This window comes from Streptomyces sp. NPDC005070, assembly GCF_053600395.1.
Genome location: NZ_JBSFZS010000090.1, coordinates 1 through 16,691, shown reverse-complemented (window position 1 = coordinate 16,691; position 16,691 = coordinate 1). Strand labels below are relative to the sequence as shown.

The following is a 16,691-nucleotide window of genomic DNA, read 5'->3' as shown; positions in this document are numbered from 1 at the left end:
GTTCCTCCACCAATGGCGTTTTCGAGCGCACCTGAGGAAGGTGTGCCGGCGTCCTTTGCGGCGACAGTATCGGCTCCGCCACGTCGCCTCCAGCCTTCGCGGCCGAGGAGCTTCGGGGCGACGTTCGGTATACAAGGGGGCGTACGCGACTGCGATCGGGCGGGTAGGTGGGTGCGGGCATGGCGGAGACACCGGGCGAATTCGGGGAGACGGCCGAGGGTTTCGGGGTGCGGAGGGCCGGCGCCGCCGACGTGCCCGTCGTGAAAGCCGTGATCGACGCAGCCTTCCAGCCCTACGTGGAGCGCATCGGGCTCGTTCCGGTGCCCATGGAAGCGGACCACGCGGCGAATGTGGCCGCGGGACGGGTGTTCGTCACGGGGGAGCCGGTCCTCGGGCTCGTGGTCGTCGAGGAGCACCCGGACCATCTGTATCTCGACATCGTCGCGGTCCGGCCCGATGCCCACGGCCAGGGCATCGGAGGCCGGCTGCTGCGCTTCGTCGAGGCACACGCGCGGGCACTCGGGCTGGACGAGATCAGGCTCTACACCAACGCGATGATGTGGGAGAACCAGAAGATCTACCCGAGGTACGGGTACGAGGTCGCCGAGCGGCGCGCCGACGGGCCGTACGACCGGATCCACTACCGCAAGCGGCTGACCGGCCGGGACCGGCCATGACCGGCCGTGAGCGGCCGACGGGAGTTCACCCGATCCGGCTGAACGCCCGCCGGGCACGGCACGGTGGCTCAGCCGTCCGGCCACCAGGTGCGCGCGATGTCCTTCCGGACCTCCGGGCGCTCGGCGGGGCGCTCGTCGGGGCGCTCGTCGGGCTCGTCCCGCACACGGCGGGAGTCCGACTTCCTCAGGGGCTTCTGCACGGTCACACGGCGCATGGCTGCCTCCTCGGGCGTCTACCGGATTCCGCGGTTGTACGGAGGTAGACCCTTTCGGGGAGAGTTCCTCATCGGTCGCGATCTGTCTGTGGCGGCCGTCACCCGCGGGCCGTCCGCGCAGGCCAAGGCCGATTGTCAGTGGTGGGTGACATCGTGGAACGCATGGTGAGCGACGGCGGTACGCACACAGGGGTGGGCGTCGACTGGGACGCGGAGTCCGGCACGTTCGACGAGGAGCCCGACCACGGGCTGCGCGACCCCGAGGTCCGCGGTGCCTGGGCCGCGCGGCTGCGGGACTGGCTGCCCGAGAAGCCCGGTGATCTGCTCGACGTCGGCTGCGGCACCGGCAGCCTGTCGCTCATAGCCTCCGAGCAGGGCCACAGGGTCACCGGGGTCGATCTCGCCCCGGGCATGATCGACCGGGCCCGCGCCAAGCTCGCCGGGCGTGACGCGGTCTTCCTCCGCGGCGACGCGATGGCGCCCCCCGTCGGGGAGCAGCGCTTCGACGTCCTGCTCAGCCGCCACGTGCTGTGGACGCTGCCCGATCCCGGGCGCGTGCTGCGGCACTGGCGCGGACTGCTGCGCCCGGGAGGACGGCTGGTGCTCGTCGAGGGCGTGTGGGGGACGCTGAGCCAGGTCGGCATATCCGCCGAGCGGCTGGCCACCCTGCTCCGGCCGCTGCTGCCCGACCCCGCCGACCTGCGGGTGGAGCCGCTGTCGGCCGATGCGCACCTGTGGGGCCGGGACGTGGAGGACGAGCGGTACGCGGTGGTGGCCCGCTTCTGAACGGCGCCGTTCAGGGAGCGGGGCCGGGTTCATGGAGCGGGCCCGGTTGCCGAGCGGCGCTGCTCGGTGGGGTCGGCGAGCGGCGCCGCTCGGTGAGGACGTCGAGCGGGGTCGCGAGCGGCGCGTTCGGCAGTCCCACGGGGCAGTGCCGGCAGTCCCATCGGTGAGGCCCACCGGGCACGCCCTAGTCGAGCAGGGCCTCGAAGCCGCCCTCGCGGGCCAGGTGTTCGAGGTGGTCCAGGGCCTTCTCGGCGGCGGCCGCTGCAGCCGGGTCGCTGGTCGCCAGGCCGCTCTCCGCGAACTCGTCTTCGTCCAGGCGCCGTACGTCCGTGCCGTCGGCCGAGCGCCACAGGTCGAGGTCGAGGTCCTCGACGACGAGCCGGCCTCCGGAGACGGTGGCCGGACGGGTGATGTCGCAGTACCAGCCCTTGCGCTCACCCGCGGCGTCCCGGACCTCCTTCACCGAGTACCAGCGGTCCCGCCAGTAGTACTCGGTGAAGATGTCGCCCTTCTCGAACTGTACGAAGCCGAAGTCGCGGACGCCGTCTCCTGCCCAGGGGGCGCGCACGACCACCCGGGTGCCGTCGTCCGCCAGCAGTTCGGCCGGGTAACTGATCTTCGTACGGCCTGCCTTGACGAGTACGATCTCCAATGTGCCGGGCGTGTCAGCCGAGGTCACGGACATACTTCACCTCCGTTGCGCAGATTTCATAGCCGAACCATGTGTTGATCGCCAGCATCGGGCCGTTGCCGGCGTCGTTGCCCGTGAACGCGTCCGTGAACCCCGCCGCGCGGGCCCGGTGCAGGGAGTGGCTCTTGGCGAGTTTGGCCAGACCCCGGCCCCGGAACGCGCGGGCGGTGCCTGTCATCACGGTGCCGTAGCGGGTGCCGCCGTCGGTGCGGGCCGCGCTGAAGGCCGCAGGTCGTCCGTCGACGAGCGCGACGGACGTGAGTTCACGGTTCAGGAGCGGGTGGTTCCAGGTCTCCGTCAGCCAGGCGTCGTAGTCCGTGAACTCGCGCTCGGTGTCGCTCGGTTCGTCGAGAATGGTCTCCGCGTCCAGCCTGAACAGCGGCCCGGGGTCGTCGGCGAAGTCCGCTCCGGTACGCAACTCCACACCGTCCGGCGGGGACGGGAGCGGGGGCAGGGTGCCGTTCGCCAGGTCGAGGCGGAGGAAGTGCGCCGAGCGGGCGGCGCGATAGCCCCGCTTCTCGGCGAAGGCGCGGTACTCGGGTACGTCCAGCACCCAGGCGTGCAGGCGGGTCGCGCCCAGGGCGGCCAGTCGCTCCTCGGCGGCGCGGGCCAGCAGCGATCCCGCTCCGCGTCCCGCCCGTTCCGGGTGAACGTAGATGTTGAGGTTCCCCAGGCCGGGCTCCGGGCTGTCGTACACGAGGCCCACCTGCGCGGTGCCGATCAGCTCCCCATCCTCCTCGGCCAGCAACGGCCGGTAGTGGGAGTCGGGATGGGCGTGCTCCACGTCGTAGGCGATGGACTCGGGGGTGAAGAGCATGAAGGGGAGGGCCTGGTGACGAACGCGCGCGAAGCCCGCGGCGTCCACCGGGTCGTCGTGCCGGAGTTCGCGAACGATCACGGTCATGTGATCGCACGTTACGCGGGCGCCTCGGGCGGATGCCTCTCATTTTCGCGCGCGTACGGGACAATCGCCGGGTGACCCTGAAGATCCGCATCGCAGAGGGGGCCGCGCCGTACGAGCAGGTGCGCGCCCAGATTTCCGAGCAGGCCCGGTCCGGTGAGCTGCCCGTCGGCTACAAGCTGCCCACGGTACGGGGGCTGGCCGAGTCGCTCGGTCTCGCGGCCAACACCGTCGCCAAGGCGTACCGGGCGCTGGAGTCGGACGGGGTGATCGAGACGCGGGGCCGCAACGGTACGTTCGTGGCCGCCGCCGAGGACGCCGCGTCCCGCGAGGCCGCGTCGGCCGCGCAGGCCTACGCCGAGCGCGCACACCGGCTCGGCCTGACCGAGGACACCGCCCTCGCCGCCGTACGAGACGCCCTGCGAGCGGCCTTCGAGGACGCCGGCTAGCCACCGGGCCGCGAGTCACGGGCAAGGTCACGCGGCCCGGATCGCAGTCCGGCCCGGACCGGTATGTCGGAGATCTGGACCGGTCCGTCAGAGATACAGTCCCGCGTCCGCGCCCTCGCGTTGGTCCGGGACCGACGTCGGGGTCGTTCCGCGGCGCAGTGCGTACAGCTCCGCGAGGGTCGCGCCCTCGCGTGACACGCCTTCCTCGGTGCCCAGCCAGCTCACCGCCTCGCGGCGGGTGAGCGCTCCGACCTCGATCCGGGCGAGGCAGCGGCCGGGGCGGACGACGGCGGGATGGAGGCGCTCCAGGTCCTCGTTGGTGGTGACCCCCACGAGAACGTTGCGGCCCTGGCCGAGCAGTCCGTCGGTGAGGTTGAGCAGCCGTGACAGGGCCTGGCCCGCGGTGTGCTTGGCCTCGCCGCGGATCAGTTCGTCGCAGTCCTCCAGGAGCAGGAGCCGCCAGCGGCCTTTGCCGGTGCCGTCCTCCTCGCCGATCGCGATGTCCATCAGATAGCCGACGTCGGAGAAGAGGCGCTCGGGGTCCAGCACGCAGTCCACCTGGCACCAGTCGCGCCAGGAACGGGCCAGCGTGCGCAGGGCGGAGGTCTTGCCGGTGCCGGGCGGGCCGTGGAGCAGGAGCAGCCGGCCCGCGATGTCCTCCGGCGTCGTCTTCATCAGGTGGTCCATGGCGTCCGCCACCGGCGCCGTGTAGTTGGGGCGGACCTCCTCCCAGGTGCCCGCCGAGATCTGCCGGGTCGTGCGGTGCGGTCCCCGGCGCGGTGACACGTACCAGAAGCCCATCGTGACGTTCTCCGGCTGCGGTTCGGGCTCGTCCGCCGCGCCGTCCGTGGCCTGCTTCAGCACCTTCTCGGCGAGTTCGACGCTGGTCGCGGTCACCGTGACGTCGGCACCGCGGTTCCAGCGGGACACCAGCAGCGTCCAGCCGTCGCCCTCGGCCAGGGTGGCGCTGCGGTCGTCGTCGCGCGCGGAGCGCAGCACCCGGGCGCCCGGCGGGAGCAGAGTGGCCCCGGACCGTACGCGGTCGATGTTCGCCGCGTGCGAGTGCGGCTGCTCGCCCGTCGCGAAGCGACCGAGGAACAGCGCGTCGACGACGTCCGACGGTGAGTCGCTGTCGTCGACGTTGAGCCTGATCGGCAGAGCGTCGTGTGGGTTCGCAGACATGTCGCCATGATCTGTCACCCGGGCGCCCCGTGCACCCGGTTTCCGCGGTGCGTCGCTTGTGTCGCGCCCGGTCCCGCTCTTCGGGGGTATCCCCTCCCGCCTGTTCCCCAAGCGCGTTACGGCGGTCCCGAACCGGACAGCCGCCCTTCTCGCTTGCGGCTTACGGGAGTTGACGCATTGCGCTCCCGTGTCACGCGGTTGTCATCCAATCGACATGGACATGTAGAGAAATATGTGATGAACGGGGGTGAATCGGTTGGTTGATACATAAGAGTCTTGGCATGGACACTTCCTGTCAACACGCGTAGCTGCTACCAAAGTTGTGGCAGAGATCCTGCTAAAGGGAGGTTCCATGAGACGTCCCAGATTTTCGGCATACATGACCTCACTCCTCCTGGCCGCCGGCCTCGCCCTCACCGGGGCGGCAGCGGCTCAGGCACAAACCGCGGCGGCCACGGGCTATGTGGCGCTCGGTGACTCCTATTCCTCCGGTGTCGGCGCGGGCAGCTACATCAGCTCCAGCGGCGACTGCGACCGCAGCACGAAGGCGTACCCGTACCTCTGGAACGCCGCGCATTCACCCTCGTCGTTCGACTTCACCGCTTGCTCGGGCGCTCGTACGGGTGATGTCACGGCGAATCAGCTCGGCCCGCTCAACTCCTCCACGGGGCTCGTCTCGATCACCATCGGCGGCAACGACGCCGGCTTCTCGGACGTCATGACGACCTGCGTCCTGCAGTCCGAGAGTTCCTGCCTCTCACGCATCGCCACGGCGAAGGCGTACGTCGACTCCACGCTCCCCGGCAAGCTCGACGCGGTCTACTCGGCCATCAGCGCGAAGGCCCCGGCCGCCCACGTGGTCGTCATCGGCTACCCCCGCTTCTACAAGCTCAACGGAAGCTGCCTTACCGGACTTTCGGAGACCGAACGGTCCGCCATCAACGGTGCGGCCGACTACCTGGACAGCGCGATCGCCGCTCGTGTCGCCGCCCACGGCTTCACCTTCGCGGACGTCAGGGGCAGCTTCACCGGGCACGAGATCTGCTCCGGCAGCGCCTGGCTGCACAGCCTGAACTGGCTGGACATCGGCGTGTCGTACCACCCGACGGCGGCCGGTCACTCCGGCGGCTACCTGCCGGCCTTCTCCGGAGCCGTCTGACCTCCGGGCCCCCACCCCGGACTCCGGGCCCCCACCCCGGAACCCTTCGAGAGAACACCCGCCCCGGCAGGGAGAACGCCCGCCCTGCCAGGGCCACCGCCCGCCCCTCAGGGTGAGGCGGACACGGATGCGGAGGCCCCGTCCGTCGGGGTCTCCGTCTCACACGTGATGGTGAACGGAACGGAGTCGGAGGTCACGCGCACCGGGCTGCGCACCTCCACGCTGATCGAGTTGGCGAACTCCCCGCTCGTGTCGTACGTCGTCGCCACCACCGTCCTCTGTTGCGTTCTGCCGCCGCTCGCGGGGAACGACAGTGTCTTCCAGCCCGGATCGGTCACCTCGCCCGTCTTTGTCACCCAGCGGTACTCGACATCCACCGGGACACGGCCCACCGTGAAGGTCGCCGTGAACGAGGGGGCCTCGGCACTCGGCGGCGGACAGGCGCCCCGGTAGTCGCTGTGATGCCCCACGACCGTCACGTGGACGGACTGCGCGGGCGGCGCGGTGGTCGAACTCCCGCCCTCCGGAGCGCTGCTGGAGGGACTCTGGCCGCCGGTCGCACCGGCGGTGGCGCTCTCGCTCTTCCTGCCGCCCGAGGTACCGCTGTCGGTGGTGCCGGTGCCTCCGCTGCTGCTGTTCCCCTGCCCGGTGTTCCCGCCGTCACCGTTGTCCTTGTTCAGCAGGGCGTACGTCAGTCCGCCGAGGGCGAGTGCCAGCGCGACCAGGCCCGCGATGATGGCGAAGGCCGCCCGGCGGTTGCGCTCGGGCTCCGCCGCCGGGGTGGCCGAGGGCAGGGTCGCGGGAGCCGGGCCGAACCCCTGGGGCGGTGTCGCGGAGGACGGCGCCGGTACGCCGAACGCTCCGATCGTCGGTGCCTCGGACGAGCGCGTCGTGGCGCCCATGGGGCGCGTGGGCGCCGTACCGCCCGCCGCGACCACGCGCAGCTCGCGCTCGGCCGAGTCGGCGCTCGTCCGTTCGGCCGGGTCCTTGGCGAGCAGCCCCTCGATGACGGGAGCGAGCGGGCCCGCGCGACGGGGCGGCGGCAGCGGTTCGTCGACGATGGCCCGCAGGGTGCTCAGCGGAGTGGGCTGCCGGAAGGGCGAGTTGCCCTCGACCGCGGCGTAGAGCAGTACGCCGAGCGACCACAGATCCGACTCGGGGCCGGGAGTACGCCCCAACGCCCGCTCCGGGGCGAGGAATTCCGGCGATCCGATGACCTCGCCCGTCATGGTCAGGGCGGAACTGCCCTCGACCGTCGCGATGCCGAAGTCCGTCAGGACGACCCGTCCGTCGTTCGCCATCAGCACGTTGCCCGGTTTGACGTCCCGGTGCAGCACCCCCGCCTCGTGCGCGGCGCGCAGCGCGGCGAGCACCTCGGCGCCGATGTGGGCGGCGCGCTGCGGATCCAACGGCCCCTCGGCGTCCAGCAGATCGGAGAGGGCGATCCCGCGGATCAGTTCCATCACGATCCACGGCCGGCCGTCCTCCATGGCCACGTCGTACACCGTCACGACATTGCGGTGGGAGACACGGGCAGCCGCCCACGCCTCCCGCTCCAGACGCGCGTACATCCGCTCGATCTCGGAATCGGCAAGTCCGTGCGGGGCACGGACCTCCTTCACGGCGACCTCGCGTTGCAGCACTTCGTCGCGAGCGCGCCACACCGTACCCATGCCGCCCTCGCCCAACGGCGAGAGCAGCCGGTAGCGCCCCGCGATCACACGCTCACTGCCCGGATCTTCGGACACGTGCGTCCCCCATTCGCATCCGCGCGATTTCTCCCCAAAAGTAGCTCAGCCGAGTACGGATGCCGCCCCCTTGAGCACCAATCCGGCCCCGAGCGCCACGACGATCAGCGCCGAGCCGAGGGGCGCGAACCTGCGGACGAGGAATACGAGGCGGCCCCCGGCCCACCGTTGGCGTCCGGCGAGGGCGCGGTTCACGCCGCTGCCGAGCTTGACGACGGCGAACCCGGCCGCTGTCAGTGTCAGGGCGAGTCCGACGCCGTACGCGAGCACGAGAAGAAGACCGAACCAGGCCTGTCCGAGCGCCGCGGCGCCCACGAGGACGACGACCGCGGACGGACTGGGCACCAGCCCGCCGGCGAAGCCGAGCAGGATCGTGCCACGGAGGGTGGGCGCGATCTCGTGGGTGTGGGTGAAGCCGCCGTGGGTGTGTTCGAGGGTCGGGGAGTGGGGGGTGCCGGCCGAGCGGTGGTCGTGGCCGTGACTGTGGTCGTGGTCGTGGCTGTGGTCGTGCGGGTGCGGGTGCGCATGGGGTCGGGTCGCCGTCGCTGTTGCTGTCGCCGTGGGGGTGCCGGTCGTGGCGGACGCGGTGGCATGAGCCAGGACCAGGGGACGCGCGGCGTCCACGTGGTCATGGCCGTGCGCGTGATCGTGGTCGTGCGTGTGCGCGGGGACGGGCGGGTGCTCGTGGTCGTGCGTGTGGCCCGGTCCGTGGTCGTGGGGATGGGCCGGAGCCTGATCCCGGCCGTGATCGTGATGGTGATCGTGCGCGTGTCCGTGGTCGTGACCGTGAGCCGACGTGTGGTCGTGGTCGTGCGCATGGCCGTGGTCATGTCCGTGTCCGTGCACATGGTCATGTCCGTGCCCGTCGTCCTGCCCGTGCCCGTGGTCATGACCGGGGGTGTGGCCGGCGGGCCGGGTGCGCCAGGCTCGGCGCAGGAGTGTGGCGCCCGCGCCCATGACGAGGACGCCGCTGGACACACCCAGCCAGGCGATCACGGACGGGGCGGCCGCGGAGCCCGCGGTGACCAGCAGGCCGAGTGCGACCACTCCGAGGGTGTGGGTGACCGTCACCGAGGCGGCCAGCGGCAGCACGTCCTTGAACCGGGCCCGGCCCCCGCGCGCCGCCGCCGTCGCGGCCATCAGGGTCTTGCCGTGGCCGGGCGCGAGCGCGTGCATCGCGCCCAGGCCCACGGCGATGACCAGGGCGAGGGCGGCGAAGCCGAAGGTGAGGTCATGGCGGGCCACCAGGTCGTTCAGGGCCTGGGTCCAACGGTCGGCACCGCGCGGGAGCACGGAGGCGGCCGGGGCGTCACGCCGCTCCTCGACGAGGGCGGGGCCGCCGGGGCGGATCCGCAGCGAGGCGGTGGCGGTGTCGGCGGGCGAGGAGAGCAGTGCCTTCGGGTACTCGGTCAGCTCCGCCGAGACGGACTTCCGCGGTACGTCCGAGGAGGTGAGCGTCATCCGGTCGCCCCGGGCGGTGATCTCGCGCCAGCCGGGGCCGTGATCGGTGCCCGCGCCGCGGAAGCCCACGGTGAGCGCGCCCTTGCCGGACAGCGGCGCCGTCAGCCGGCACTCGACGCGCAGGGTGTCGAGTCCCGCCTGGCCCGGCCGCAGGCGTGCCGTGCTCGCGCCCGCGGTCAGCGTCACCGCCCGCCCGTTCACCGTGACCTCGCTGCCGTGCGCGGCGGTCTCGCACCGCTGCCGGGCCCAGTCGGCCATGCCCAGCCGTTTGATGTCCGGCTTGGCCTGGGTGGCGGGGATCTCGGCCAGGTCCTCGACGTGATCGACGCGCAACCGCCCGGGGGCGGCGACGAGTCCGTCGTAGCGGTTGACCGTGAAGTTGCCGAGCGGATGAGCGTCGGCCGGCCCGGAGGGGACCAGCACGAGCGCACAGGCCGCGGTCAGGACCGTGCCGCACAGGGCGAGGAACCGGGGCGCCCTCACTTCGTGGCCTCCAGTGCCTTACGGGCCGCGCGGGCGGCCAGCGGCGAGAAGCCCGGGTTCAGGTCCAGGGCCGCCTTGAGCGCGGTGCGGGCCTTGTCGGTGTGACCGGTGGCCTTCTCGATGACGCCGAGGTGGTAGAGGAAGGACGCGCTGTGGTAACCCGTCGCCGTGGCCCGGCGCGCGTACGGCAGGGCCTCGGCGTCGCGGCCCGACACATGCAGGGCCCAGGCGAGCGCGTCCGCGGTGTGCACGGTGTGCCGGCGGCCCCACTCGGCGCGGGCCGCCGTGAGCGCCGCCTTGTCGTCGCCGTGGTCGGCGGCGGCCAGCGCGGTGTCGAGGTCGGCGTTGACGCCGTAGGCGTGGGCGAGGGAGATCCAGGCGTTCACCAGCGTGTACTGGTCGCGGGCCTTCTGCGCGTCGCCCGCCGCGCCGCGGGCCTCGTACAACTCTCCGAGCTCGACGAGAGGTTGAGGCAGCGGGTAGCGCTGCACGACCAGTTCCATCCCCTTGATCGCCGCCGCGCGGTCGCCCATGGCGGCCTGGGTGCGGGCCCGGCCCTCAAGGGCGGGGAGGTAGGTGTCGTCGGCGGCGAGAGCGCGTGCGTAGTAGGTGAGGGCGGAGTCGTAGTCGCCCTGGTTCCACGCGAGTTGGCCGAGCGCGGACGCGACGTACGAGATGTCGCCGCGGCTGGTCGCCGTCGCGAGCGCCTGCTCCAGGACCCGCCGGGCGGTCTTCACGTCGCCGCGCAACTCGTGGACGTAGGCGTACCGGGTGAAGACCGGGACGCCCGGGCGCCGCGAGTCCGCCAGGTCGGCCGCCTTCGACGCCTCGTCGTAGCGGCCGAGTTCGACGAGGGCGTCGATACGGGAGGACAGGGCGCGTTCGCTGTAGGGGTTCTGCTTCAGCGCGAGGTCCGCGTACTTCAGGGCGCCGGTGAAGTCGTGCCGGGCGGCGGCGAGGGCGGCCCGTCCGGCGAGCGCGGGATCGTAGTCGGGGCGCAGCTTCAGGGACCTGTCGAGCGCCTTCTGCGCCTGGGGATAGCGCGAGGGGTCGCCCTTGGTGCGGGCCTGCTCGACGTAGGCGAGACCGAGAGTGGACCAGCCGCCGAAGTCCTTGGGCTGGGAGCGGAGATGGGCCTGGAGGGAGAGGACGCTCGCGTCGAGGTCGCCGCTCGCGAGCAGTTGCGGTGACACGCCGTTGGACACAGCCGCGACGGCGGGAGTCGTCGCGCCGTCCCTCAGCGCGCCGAGCACCACGGCGCCCGCCGTCATGGCGACGGCCAGTGCGGCGGCGCAGAAGCCGAGTTGAGCGGCCCGCCAGCGGCGCTGCGCCTGCGAGACGCGGCGCACGGCGGCCACCCGCTCGTCGCCGCCGTCCCCGGCGGGGGCGTCCGCGCCAGGCACGGTCACCGGGGCTGCCGGGCCGGCCGGGGTCGAGGGGGCCGCCGGGTCGGCCGGGGCCGAGGGAGCTTTCGGGCCGGCCGTGGTCTCCTCGGCCGGAGTCGCCTCCGTGGTCTTCTCGGCGGGCGTGGCCCCCACGGTGTTCTCGTCGGGCGTGGCCCTTTCGGCGTCCGGCGTCGCGTTGTCGTTCGTACGCGGGGACATGCCCTCTCCTCAAAGTCCTTGGTGGAACGGTCGTTGTGGGGGGTGAGGCGGCGCGGCCCGCACCGTGGGGGGTCGAACTGCGTGCGGGCCGCGCCAGTAGGTGAGCCGGGTCAGAAGGCCCGGTGCCGGGTCAGTGCACCCGGGACCGGGTCGGTCGCCCGGGACTGGACAGGGTCAGTACGCCCGGTTGTACATCCGACGGCGCCACCACAGCAGACCGGAGCCGATGAGCAGGATGCCCGCGGCGCCCGCCGCGGCGGAGCCCGCGATCAGCACGGTGTCGGTGCTCCCACCGGAGCCGGTGCCGGCCGGCTGCAGCGCGTCGCCGAGCTGGCTGCGCACGTCGGTCCCGCTGGTCGTGCCCTTGGCGAGCGCGCCGCGCGAACCCGAGGTCGGCTCGGCCACGTACGGGAACGACTTCTCGAAGCCCTTGTCGTTCTTGTCGACCGCGTCGCCCAAGTCGTTCTTGGAACCGACCAGTTCACCCTCGACGACCTGGAGCGAGGCGTCGATCACGTCGTCCGTGAGCCGGCGTCCGTTCGGGAAGCCCGCGTTGTCACCGTCGAGGACACCGAGCCGCTTGGGGTGCATCGTCGGCTTGATCGAGGTGTTGAGACGCAGTTCCTCCGCCGGACGCACGTGCGGCGGCTGGTTGAGGCCCTTGACGCCCTTCAGGAACACGTCGACCAGGTCGTTGCGGGGCTCGGCCGGAGCCTTGATCTTGTAGATCGCCTCGATGAGCTTCGGCAGCTCCGGGTTGGTCACGTTCTTCAGGAACTGGGCGTCCTCCCAGGGCGCGGACGCGTTGAACTTGTCCTTGTCCTTCTGCGGGTTGACGACCTCGTTGACCAGCGGCATGCCCAGACGCGAGACCTGGCTGTAGTGGCCGCGGGCGTCCCTGCGCTGCGTGGTGGACCAGATGCCGACGATCGGCTGGCCCTCCGACTCACGGATCATGTCGTTCGGAACCTGCAGGGCTATGGAGTTGACGTTGTAGCCCTTGAGGGTGTCCCGTCCGACCTCGGTCAGGTTCCCGCCGTACAGCAGGTCGAAGACGCGCAGGTCCAGGAAGAACGGGTCGTCCGCCTGGCCGGCGAACGTCGTCGTGCCGCCCGCGAGCTTGGAGATCGCGTGGTGGCGCAGCTTCGCGTAGTCCGGCATCGACGCCTTGCCGACGTTGGACGGAGCGACCGGGACGTCGTCCGCGACCTTGGTCTTCGACACCAGCCGCTGGTTGTGGAGCCGCAGCAGATCGATGTCGTACGTCTGCGTGATGTTGAGGTCCGGGTCGTCGAGGCTGGTGACCGGACCCGTGTTGTAGAGGAACGTGTCGCCGTTCTTGCGGTGCGTCTTGAAGGTGTAGCGGTAGATCAACTCACCTTGCGCGTCACCGTTGTTGTCGATGTGGATGTCGTACTGGGCGTCGTCGGCGAACGTGTAGAAGTTCGGTCCGCCCGCGGGCTCCTCGAAGGGAATCCAGTTCGCCACGATCGTCGTCGTGTCCGGCTTGTCCGGACTGACGAAGGCGTACACGTCCGTGTTGTCGTACTGGGGGGTGCCCGAGATCAGCGGGGCCTCCCGGTGGCTGGAGGCGGAGGCCGCCCCCGGCGCCAGCGCCGTCGCACCGGCGGCCGCGAGCCCCCCGGCAGCCAGCGCACCGCATACGAGGGTCGCGAGAGTCCTGCGACCCGCGCCGCTCCTGGAGATAGGTGTCATGCCGTCCGTCCTCTGTCCAACTTGCCTGACGCACGCCATTCGGAGCGGTCGCCGGGGTGGATTGGTCGAATCCCAAACGTCTTTACGGCCGTTCTCTCAGCTTGTTTCATCTGACGGGTCGGCTTCTTTGGCCGGCGCGGCGGGCCGACCGGCCGCGGACACCGGAACCGATCAGCGGAGGACACGCGTTTTCGGCTCGCTGATCCGTAACCCATCCGTAGACGGGTTCGCTGCGAAGACGTAAGGGAAAGGACGGTCCGTGCACGGCCGCAGAGGGGGACGGGTGGAGGCTGACGAACTACTGGTACTGGTGGCCGGAGGCGACCAGAAGGCGTTCGAGGAGCTGTACGGACTGGTGTCCGGGCCGGTGTTCGGACTGGTGCGCCGTGTGGTGCGGGACCCCGCGCAGTCGGAGGAGGTGTCGCAGGAGGTCCTGCTCGAACTCTGGCGCTCCGCGACGCGGTTCGACCCCCGGCGCGGCAGCGCGCTGTCCTGGATCCTCACGCTCGCGCACCGTCGTGCCGTCGACCGGGTGCGTAGCGCCCGGGCGGCCACCGAACGCGAGCAGCGCGAGGGGCAGCGCAGCCACCACCCCGCCTTCGACCAGGTCGCCGAGGAGGTCGAGGCCGGGCTCGAACGGGAGTGGGTCCGCCGCTGCCTCGACCGGCTCACCGCCCTGCAGCGGCAGTCCGTCACGCTCGCCTACTACGACGGCTACACCTACCGAGAGGTCGCCGAGCGGCTCTCCCTGCCGCTCGGCACCGTCAAGACCCGTATGCGCGACGGGCTCACCCGCCTGCGCGAATGCCTGGGGGGAGTCGCGTGAACGCCACCGACCGCCTGCCGGGCCGTGATCCGAACGGAAGAGAGGGGGGTGCCGCATGAGCGTCCTCGACAGACTGCTGGGCCGCGATCTGCACTCGCTCGCCGCCCCCTACGCCCTCGACGCGCTGGAGGGCGACGAGAAGCGCCGCTTCGAACGCCATCTCAAGGGCTGTGATCGCTGTGCCGAGGAGGTGCGGGCGCTGACGGAGGACGCGGTACGGCTCGCCTGGTCCACGGCGGCGGCCCCGCCGGCGGCGCTGCGCGCGCGGGTGCTGACCGCGATACGCACGACACCCCAGGAACCGGCCGGGCGTGAGCTGCCCCGCGTACGGCCGGCCCATCAGCCCGCGCGTGCGCGTGCCCCCCGGTTCCGTCCGCTGTTCGCCCCGCTCGCCACCGCCACGGCCGCGGCGGCCCTCGTCGTCGCCGCGCTCTTCGCCGTGCAGGCGACCCAGGCACGCGACGACCTGAACCAGGAGCGCGCCCAGGCGCGTGAGATCGCCCACGTTCTCGCGGCGCCGGACGCGCGGGCGACCGGTGAACGGGACGCGCGGGGCCGCGGAATCGGAGTAGTGGCCTCCGCGTCGGAGCGGCGCGCCGTCGTGACACTGAGCGGACTCGGCACACCCTCCGGCGGACGCGTCCATCAGCTCTGGCTCATGCGCCCCAACGAGAAACCGCGTTCCCTCGGTCTCTTCGACGGCGACACGCCCCTCGTCGCCGACGGACTGAACCCGAGCGCGACGTCACTCGCAGTGACCGTCGAGCCTCACGGCGGCTCAGAACAGCCCACAACCTCGCCTGTTGTCCAACTCGCCCTGGAAACGGTTGGATTCGGAGAGTGACCGTCAACCCCCTTATGGGGAAGGTGAATCCTTTGACCGAGATACACGCGCGCCGCGAGGGGGCGATAGGGTTAGTCTGCCCGGGCCGGGTGGACTTGTACGGGTGGGGAGTGACATGGAACAGATAACGGTACACAGCAGGGCACGCGTCCCTGCGATCACGTGCGGGAGCAGCGCGACCAGTTCGCGCCTCGACCGACATCTCGCGGTGCTCGGCGGCCCCGCCATACCGCAGCGTGAGACGGTCGAGGCGACGTCACTGATGCGTGAGCTCACGACCCGCGACCACGCGCACGACAGCGGCTCCATGGGGGCGCGCATGCGGCGGGTCTCGCTCTTCGCTCCGCTCAGGCGGCTGCGGCGCTCGCTGTTCGGCGACCGCTGACCGCTGTCGGTACCGGCCTTCTCGACCCGCGCTCCGGCGACTCCACCGCACCGGCGCACCGCTGCCCTTCCGCGTCCGTCATCCCCACGGCGGGCAGCGGTGCCCGGTGATCACCACCTCCGGAGCGCGGGTCACCACCATCACCGAGCCGTGAGGCTCAGCGCACCACTCCGTCCCGCCGCAGCTCGGCGACGTCCGCGTCCGTCATGCCCAGCGCCCGCAACACCACCCCCGTGTGCTCGCCGAGCCGCGGTACGGACCCCATGCGCGCCTCCTCCCCGCCCGGCAGCGTGATCGGAGGCAGCAGCGCCCGCAGCGGCCCGGCCGGCGATCCCACCTCCCGCCAGCGGTTCCTGGCCGCGAGCTGCGGATGCTCCGCCACCTCCGTCACGTCCCGCAGCCGGGCGCAGGCGATGCCCGCGGCCTCCAGCCGGGCCACCGCCTCGTCGGCGCCGAGCTTGCCCAGTGCCTCGCCGACCAGGGCGTCCACGCTCTCCCGATGGGCCACCCGCGCCGCGTTCGTCGCGAAGCGCGGATCGTCCGCCGTCTCGGGCCGCCCCACCACCTGCTGGGCGAGCCGCCGCCACTCGCGGTCGTTCTGCACCGACAACAGCACGCGCCCGCCGTCAGCCGTCGAATAGGCGTCGTAGGGAACGATGACGGCGTGGGCGAGGCCCGTACGGGCCGGCGGGGTCCCGTCGTGCATCGCGTGGTGCAGCGGATGCCCCATCCACTCCGCGAGCGCGTCCAGCATCGACACCTCGACCGGGCCCCCGCGCCCGGTCGTGCCGCGCCGCACCAACGCCGCGAGGACTCCCGAGAACGCGTACATGGCCGCCGCGATGTCCGCGGCCGGGATGCCCGCCTTCACCGGCTGCTCGGGCGTCCCGGTCACCGACACGAGCCCCGCCTCGCACTGCACGAGCATGTCGTAGGCCCGCTTGCCGGCGTACGGCCCCGACGGCCCGTAGCCGGAGATGTCCACGGCGATCAGCCGGGCATGCTCGGCACACAGGGTCGCCGCGTCCAGGCCCAGCCGCGCCGCCGCCCCTTGGGCGAGGTTCTGCACGAACACGTCCGCGTCCGCGACGAGACGGCGTACGACGTCGAGCCCGCGCGGGTCCTTCAGATCGAGGGCGACGGACTCCTTGCCCCGGTTGCACCACACGAAGTGTGAGGCCAGACCCTGGGCCGCGGTGTCGTAGCCGCGCGCGAAGTCCCCGCCGTCGATCCGCTCGACCTTGACGACCCGGGCGCCGAGATCGGCGAGCTGCCGGGTCGCGAAGGGCGCGGCGACGGCTTGTTCGACGGCGACGACGGTGATGCCTTCGAGGGGCAGAGGATCGGGCTGCATGCGATGGATCATGACCCCTGGACATACTTTTGTCATGCACTGATTTCACGGGGGCGACCCGGCGGCCGTCCGCCGACGGAGCCCGGATCGCCCGGCGGCCGTCCGCCGGCGGACCCTAGTGCCGCGACAGGCAACGTTCGCCCCGTCGCGACTCCCGGCACGCTCCCCCAAGCTCTTCGAGCAGGGGGGACCCCCACTCGCCGCACCGGC

General features: G+C 71.7%; 16 protein-coding genes. 7 read left to right on the top strand and 9 right to left on the bottom strand.

The genetic code is table 11. The features are described 5' to 3' along the window. Window positions 1–179: 179 nt before the first annotated feature. On the top strand, window positions 180–677 hold the full coding sequence (locus ACWEBX_RS26580) for a GNAT family N-acetyltransferase (protein ID WP_451887328.1): 498 nt from the start codon (window positions 180–182) through the stop codon (window positions 675–677). Between the two features lie 68 nt (window positions 678–745). Here the strand turns inward: ACWEBX_RS26580 and ACWEBX_RS26575 are convergent, their stop codons facing one another. Next, window positions 746–892: a hypothetical protein gene (locus tag ACWEBX_RS26575; protein ID WP_451887327.1), complete on the bottom strand. Its 147-nt coding sequence runs from the start codon at window positions 890–892 to the stop codon at window positions 746–748. A gap of 162 nt (window positions 893–1,054) precedes the next feature. Between ACWEBX_RS26575 and ACWEBX_RS26570 the strand changes: the two genes are divergently transcribed. Further along, window positions 1,055–1,678 carry a class I SAM-dependent methyltransferase gene (locus ACWEBX_RS26570; protein ID WP_451887345.1) on the top strand — a complete coding sequence of 208 codons (624 nt, stop codon included), beginning with the start codon at window positions 1,055–1,057 and terminating at the stop codon, window positions 1,676–1,678. 184 nt (window positions 1,679–1,862) lie between these two features. Here the strand turns inward: ACWEBX_RS26570 and ACWEBX_RS26565 are convergent, their stop codons facing one another. Together ACWEBX_RS26565 and ACWEBX_RS26560 are read right to left on the bottom strand one after the other, a co-directional pair. Beyond that, on the bottom strand, window positions 1,863–2,363 hold the full coding sequence (locus ACWEBX_RS26565) for a DUF402 domain-containing protein (protein WP_451887326.1): 501 nt from the start codon (window positions 2,361–2,363) through the stop codon (window positions 1,863–1,865). Then, window positions 2,344–3,273, bottom strand: coding sequence for an N-acetyltransferase family protein (locus tag ACWEBX_RS26560; RefSeq protein WP_451887325.1), 930 nt, complete (start codon window positions 3,271–3,273; stop codon window positions 2,344–2,346). The genes ACWEBX_RS26565 and ACWEBX_RS26560 overlap by 20 nt, the downstream gene beginning before the upstream one ends. Window positions 3,274–3,344: 71 nt before the next feature. On the opposite strand from ACWEBX_RS26560, the gene ACWEBX_RS26555 reads away from it, so the two are divergent. Beyond that, window positions 3,345–3,719: a GntR family transcriptional regulator gene (locus ACWEBX_RS26555; RefSeq protein WP_451887324.1), complete on the top strand. Its 375-nt coding sequence runs from the start codon at window positions 3,345–3,347 to the stop codon at window positions 3,717–3,719. Between the two features lie 87 nt (window positions 3,720–3,806). On the opposite strand, the gene ACWEBX_RS26550 is transcribed toward ACWEBX_RS26555, so the two are convergent. Next, window positions 3,807–4,901, bottom strand: coding sequence for a DUF5925 domain-containing protein (locus ACWEBX_RS26550; protein WP_403648855.1), 1,095 nt, complete (start codon window positions 4,899–4,901; stop codon window positions 3,807–3,809). Between the two features lie 352 nt (window positions 4,902–5,253). Here ACWEBX_RS26550 and ACWEBX_RS26545 point away from each other — a divergent pair, with 352 nt between their 5' ends. Then, window positions 5,254–6,060 (top strand): SGNH/GDSL hydrolase family protein, encoded by an 807-nt coding sequence (locus tag ACWEBX_RS26545; protein WP_451887323.1) that lies wholly within the window; start codon window positions 5,254–5,256, stop codon window positions 6,058–6,060. A gap of 107 nt (window positions 6,061–6,167) precedes the next feature. On the opposite strand, the gene ACWEBX_RS26540 is transcribed toward ACWEBX_RS26545, so the two are convergent. From ACWEBX_RS26540 to ACWEBX_RS26525, 4 genes are all read right to left on the bottom strand, one after another. Continuing rightward, entirely contained in the window at window positions 6,168–7,808 is a 1,641-nt protein-coding gene (locus ACWEBX_RS26540) for a protein kinase domain-containing protein (RefSeq protein ID WP_451887322.1), read from the bottom strand. Window positions 7,809–7,853: 45 nt separating this feature from the next. Further along, on the bottom strand, window positions 7,854–9,752 hold the full coding sequence (locus tag ACWEBX_RS26535) for a nickel transporter (protein ID WP_451887321.1): 1,899 nt from the start codon (window positions 9,750–9,752) through the stop codon (window positions 7,854–7,856). Further along, the gene (locus ACWEBX_RS26530; RefSeq protein ID WP_451887320.1) at window positions 9,749–11,356 is read right to left on the bottom strand and encodes a tetratricopeptide repeat protein; all 1,608 of its coding nucleotides are present in this window, start codon (window positions 11,354–11,356) and stop codon (window positions 9,749–9,751) included. Before ACWEBX_RS26530 ends, ACWEBX_RS26535 begins: the two co-directional genes overlap by 4 nt. A 174-nt stretch (window positions 11,357–11,530) precedes the next feature. Continuing rightward, a complete protein-coding gene (locus tag ACWEBX_RS26525; protein ID WP_451887319.1) occupies window positions 11,531–13,072 on the bottom strand; it encodes a DUF4331 domain-containing protein in 1,542 nt (513 codons plus the stop codon). 283 nt (window positions 13,073–13,355) lie between these two features. Between ACWEBX_RS26525 and ACWEBX_RS26520 the strand changes: the two genes are divergently transcribed. The 3 genes from ACWEBX_RS26520 to ACWEBX_RS26510 all read left to right on the top strand — a co-directional run bounded on the left by ACWEBX_RS26520 (window position 13,356) and on the right by ACWEBX_RS26510 (window position 15,127). Next, window positions 13,356–13,898, top strand: a complete 543-nt coding sequence (locus tag ACWEBX_RS26520; protein WP_451887344.1) for a sigma-70 family RNA polymerase sigma factor — start codon at window positions 13,356–13,358, stop codon at window positions 13,896–13,898. A 55-nt stretch (window positions 13,899–13,953) separates the two neighbouring features. Beyond that, a complete protein-coding gene (locus tag ACWEBX_RS26515; protein WP_451887318.1) occupies window positions 13,954–14,742 on the top strand; it encodes an anti-sigma factor in 789 nt (262 codons plus the stop codon). 115 nt (window positions 14,743–14,857) lie between these two features. Beyond that, complete coding sequence (locus ACWEBX_RS26510) at window positions 14,858–15,127, top strand: hypothetical protein (RefSeq protein WP_389849920.1); 270 nt, start codon at window positions 14,858–14,860, stop codon at window positions 15,125–15,127. A gap of 157 nt (window positions 15,128–15,284) precedes the next feature. On the opposite strand, the gene ACWEBX_RS26505 is transcribed toward ACWEBX_RS26510, so the two are convergent. After that, window positions 15,285–16,493: a CaiB/BaiF CoA transferase family protein gene (locus ACWEBX_RS26505; protein ID WP_451887317.1), complete on the bottom strand. Its 1,209-nt coding sequence runs from the start codon at window positions 16,491–16,493 to the stop codon at window positions 15,285–15,287. Window positions 16,494–16,691 lie beyond the last annotated feature (198 nt).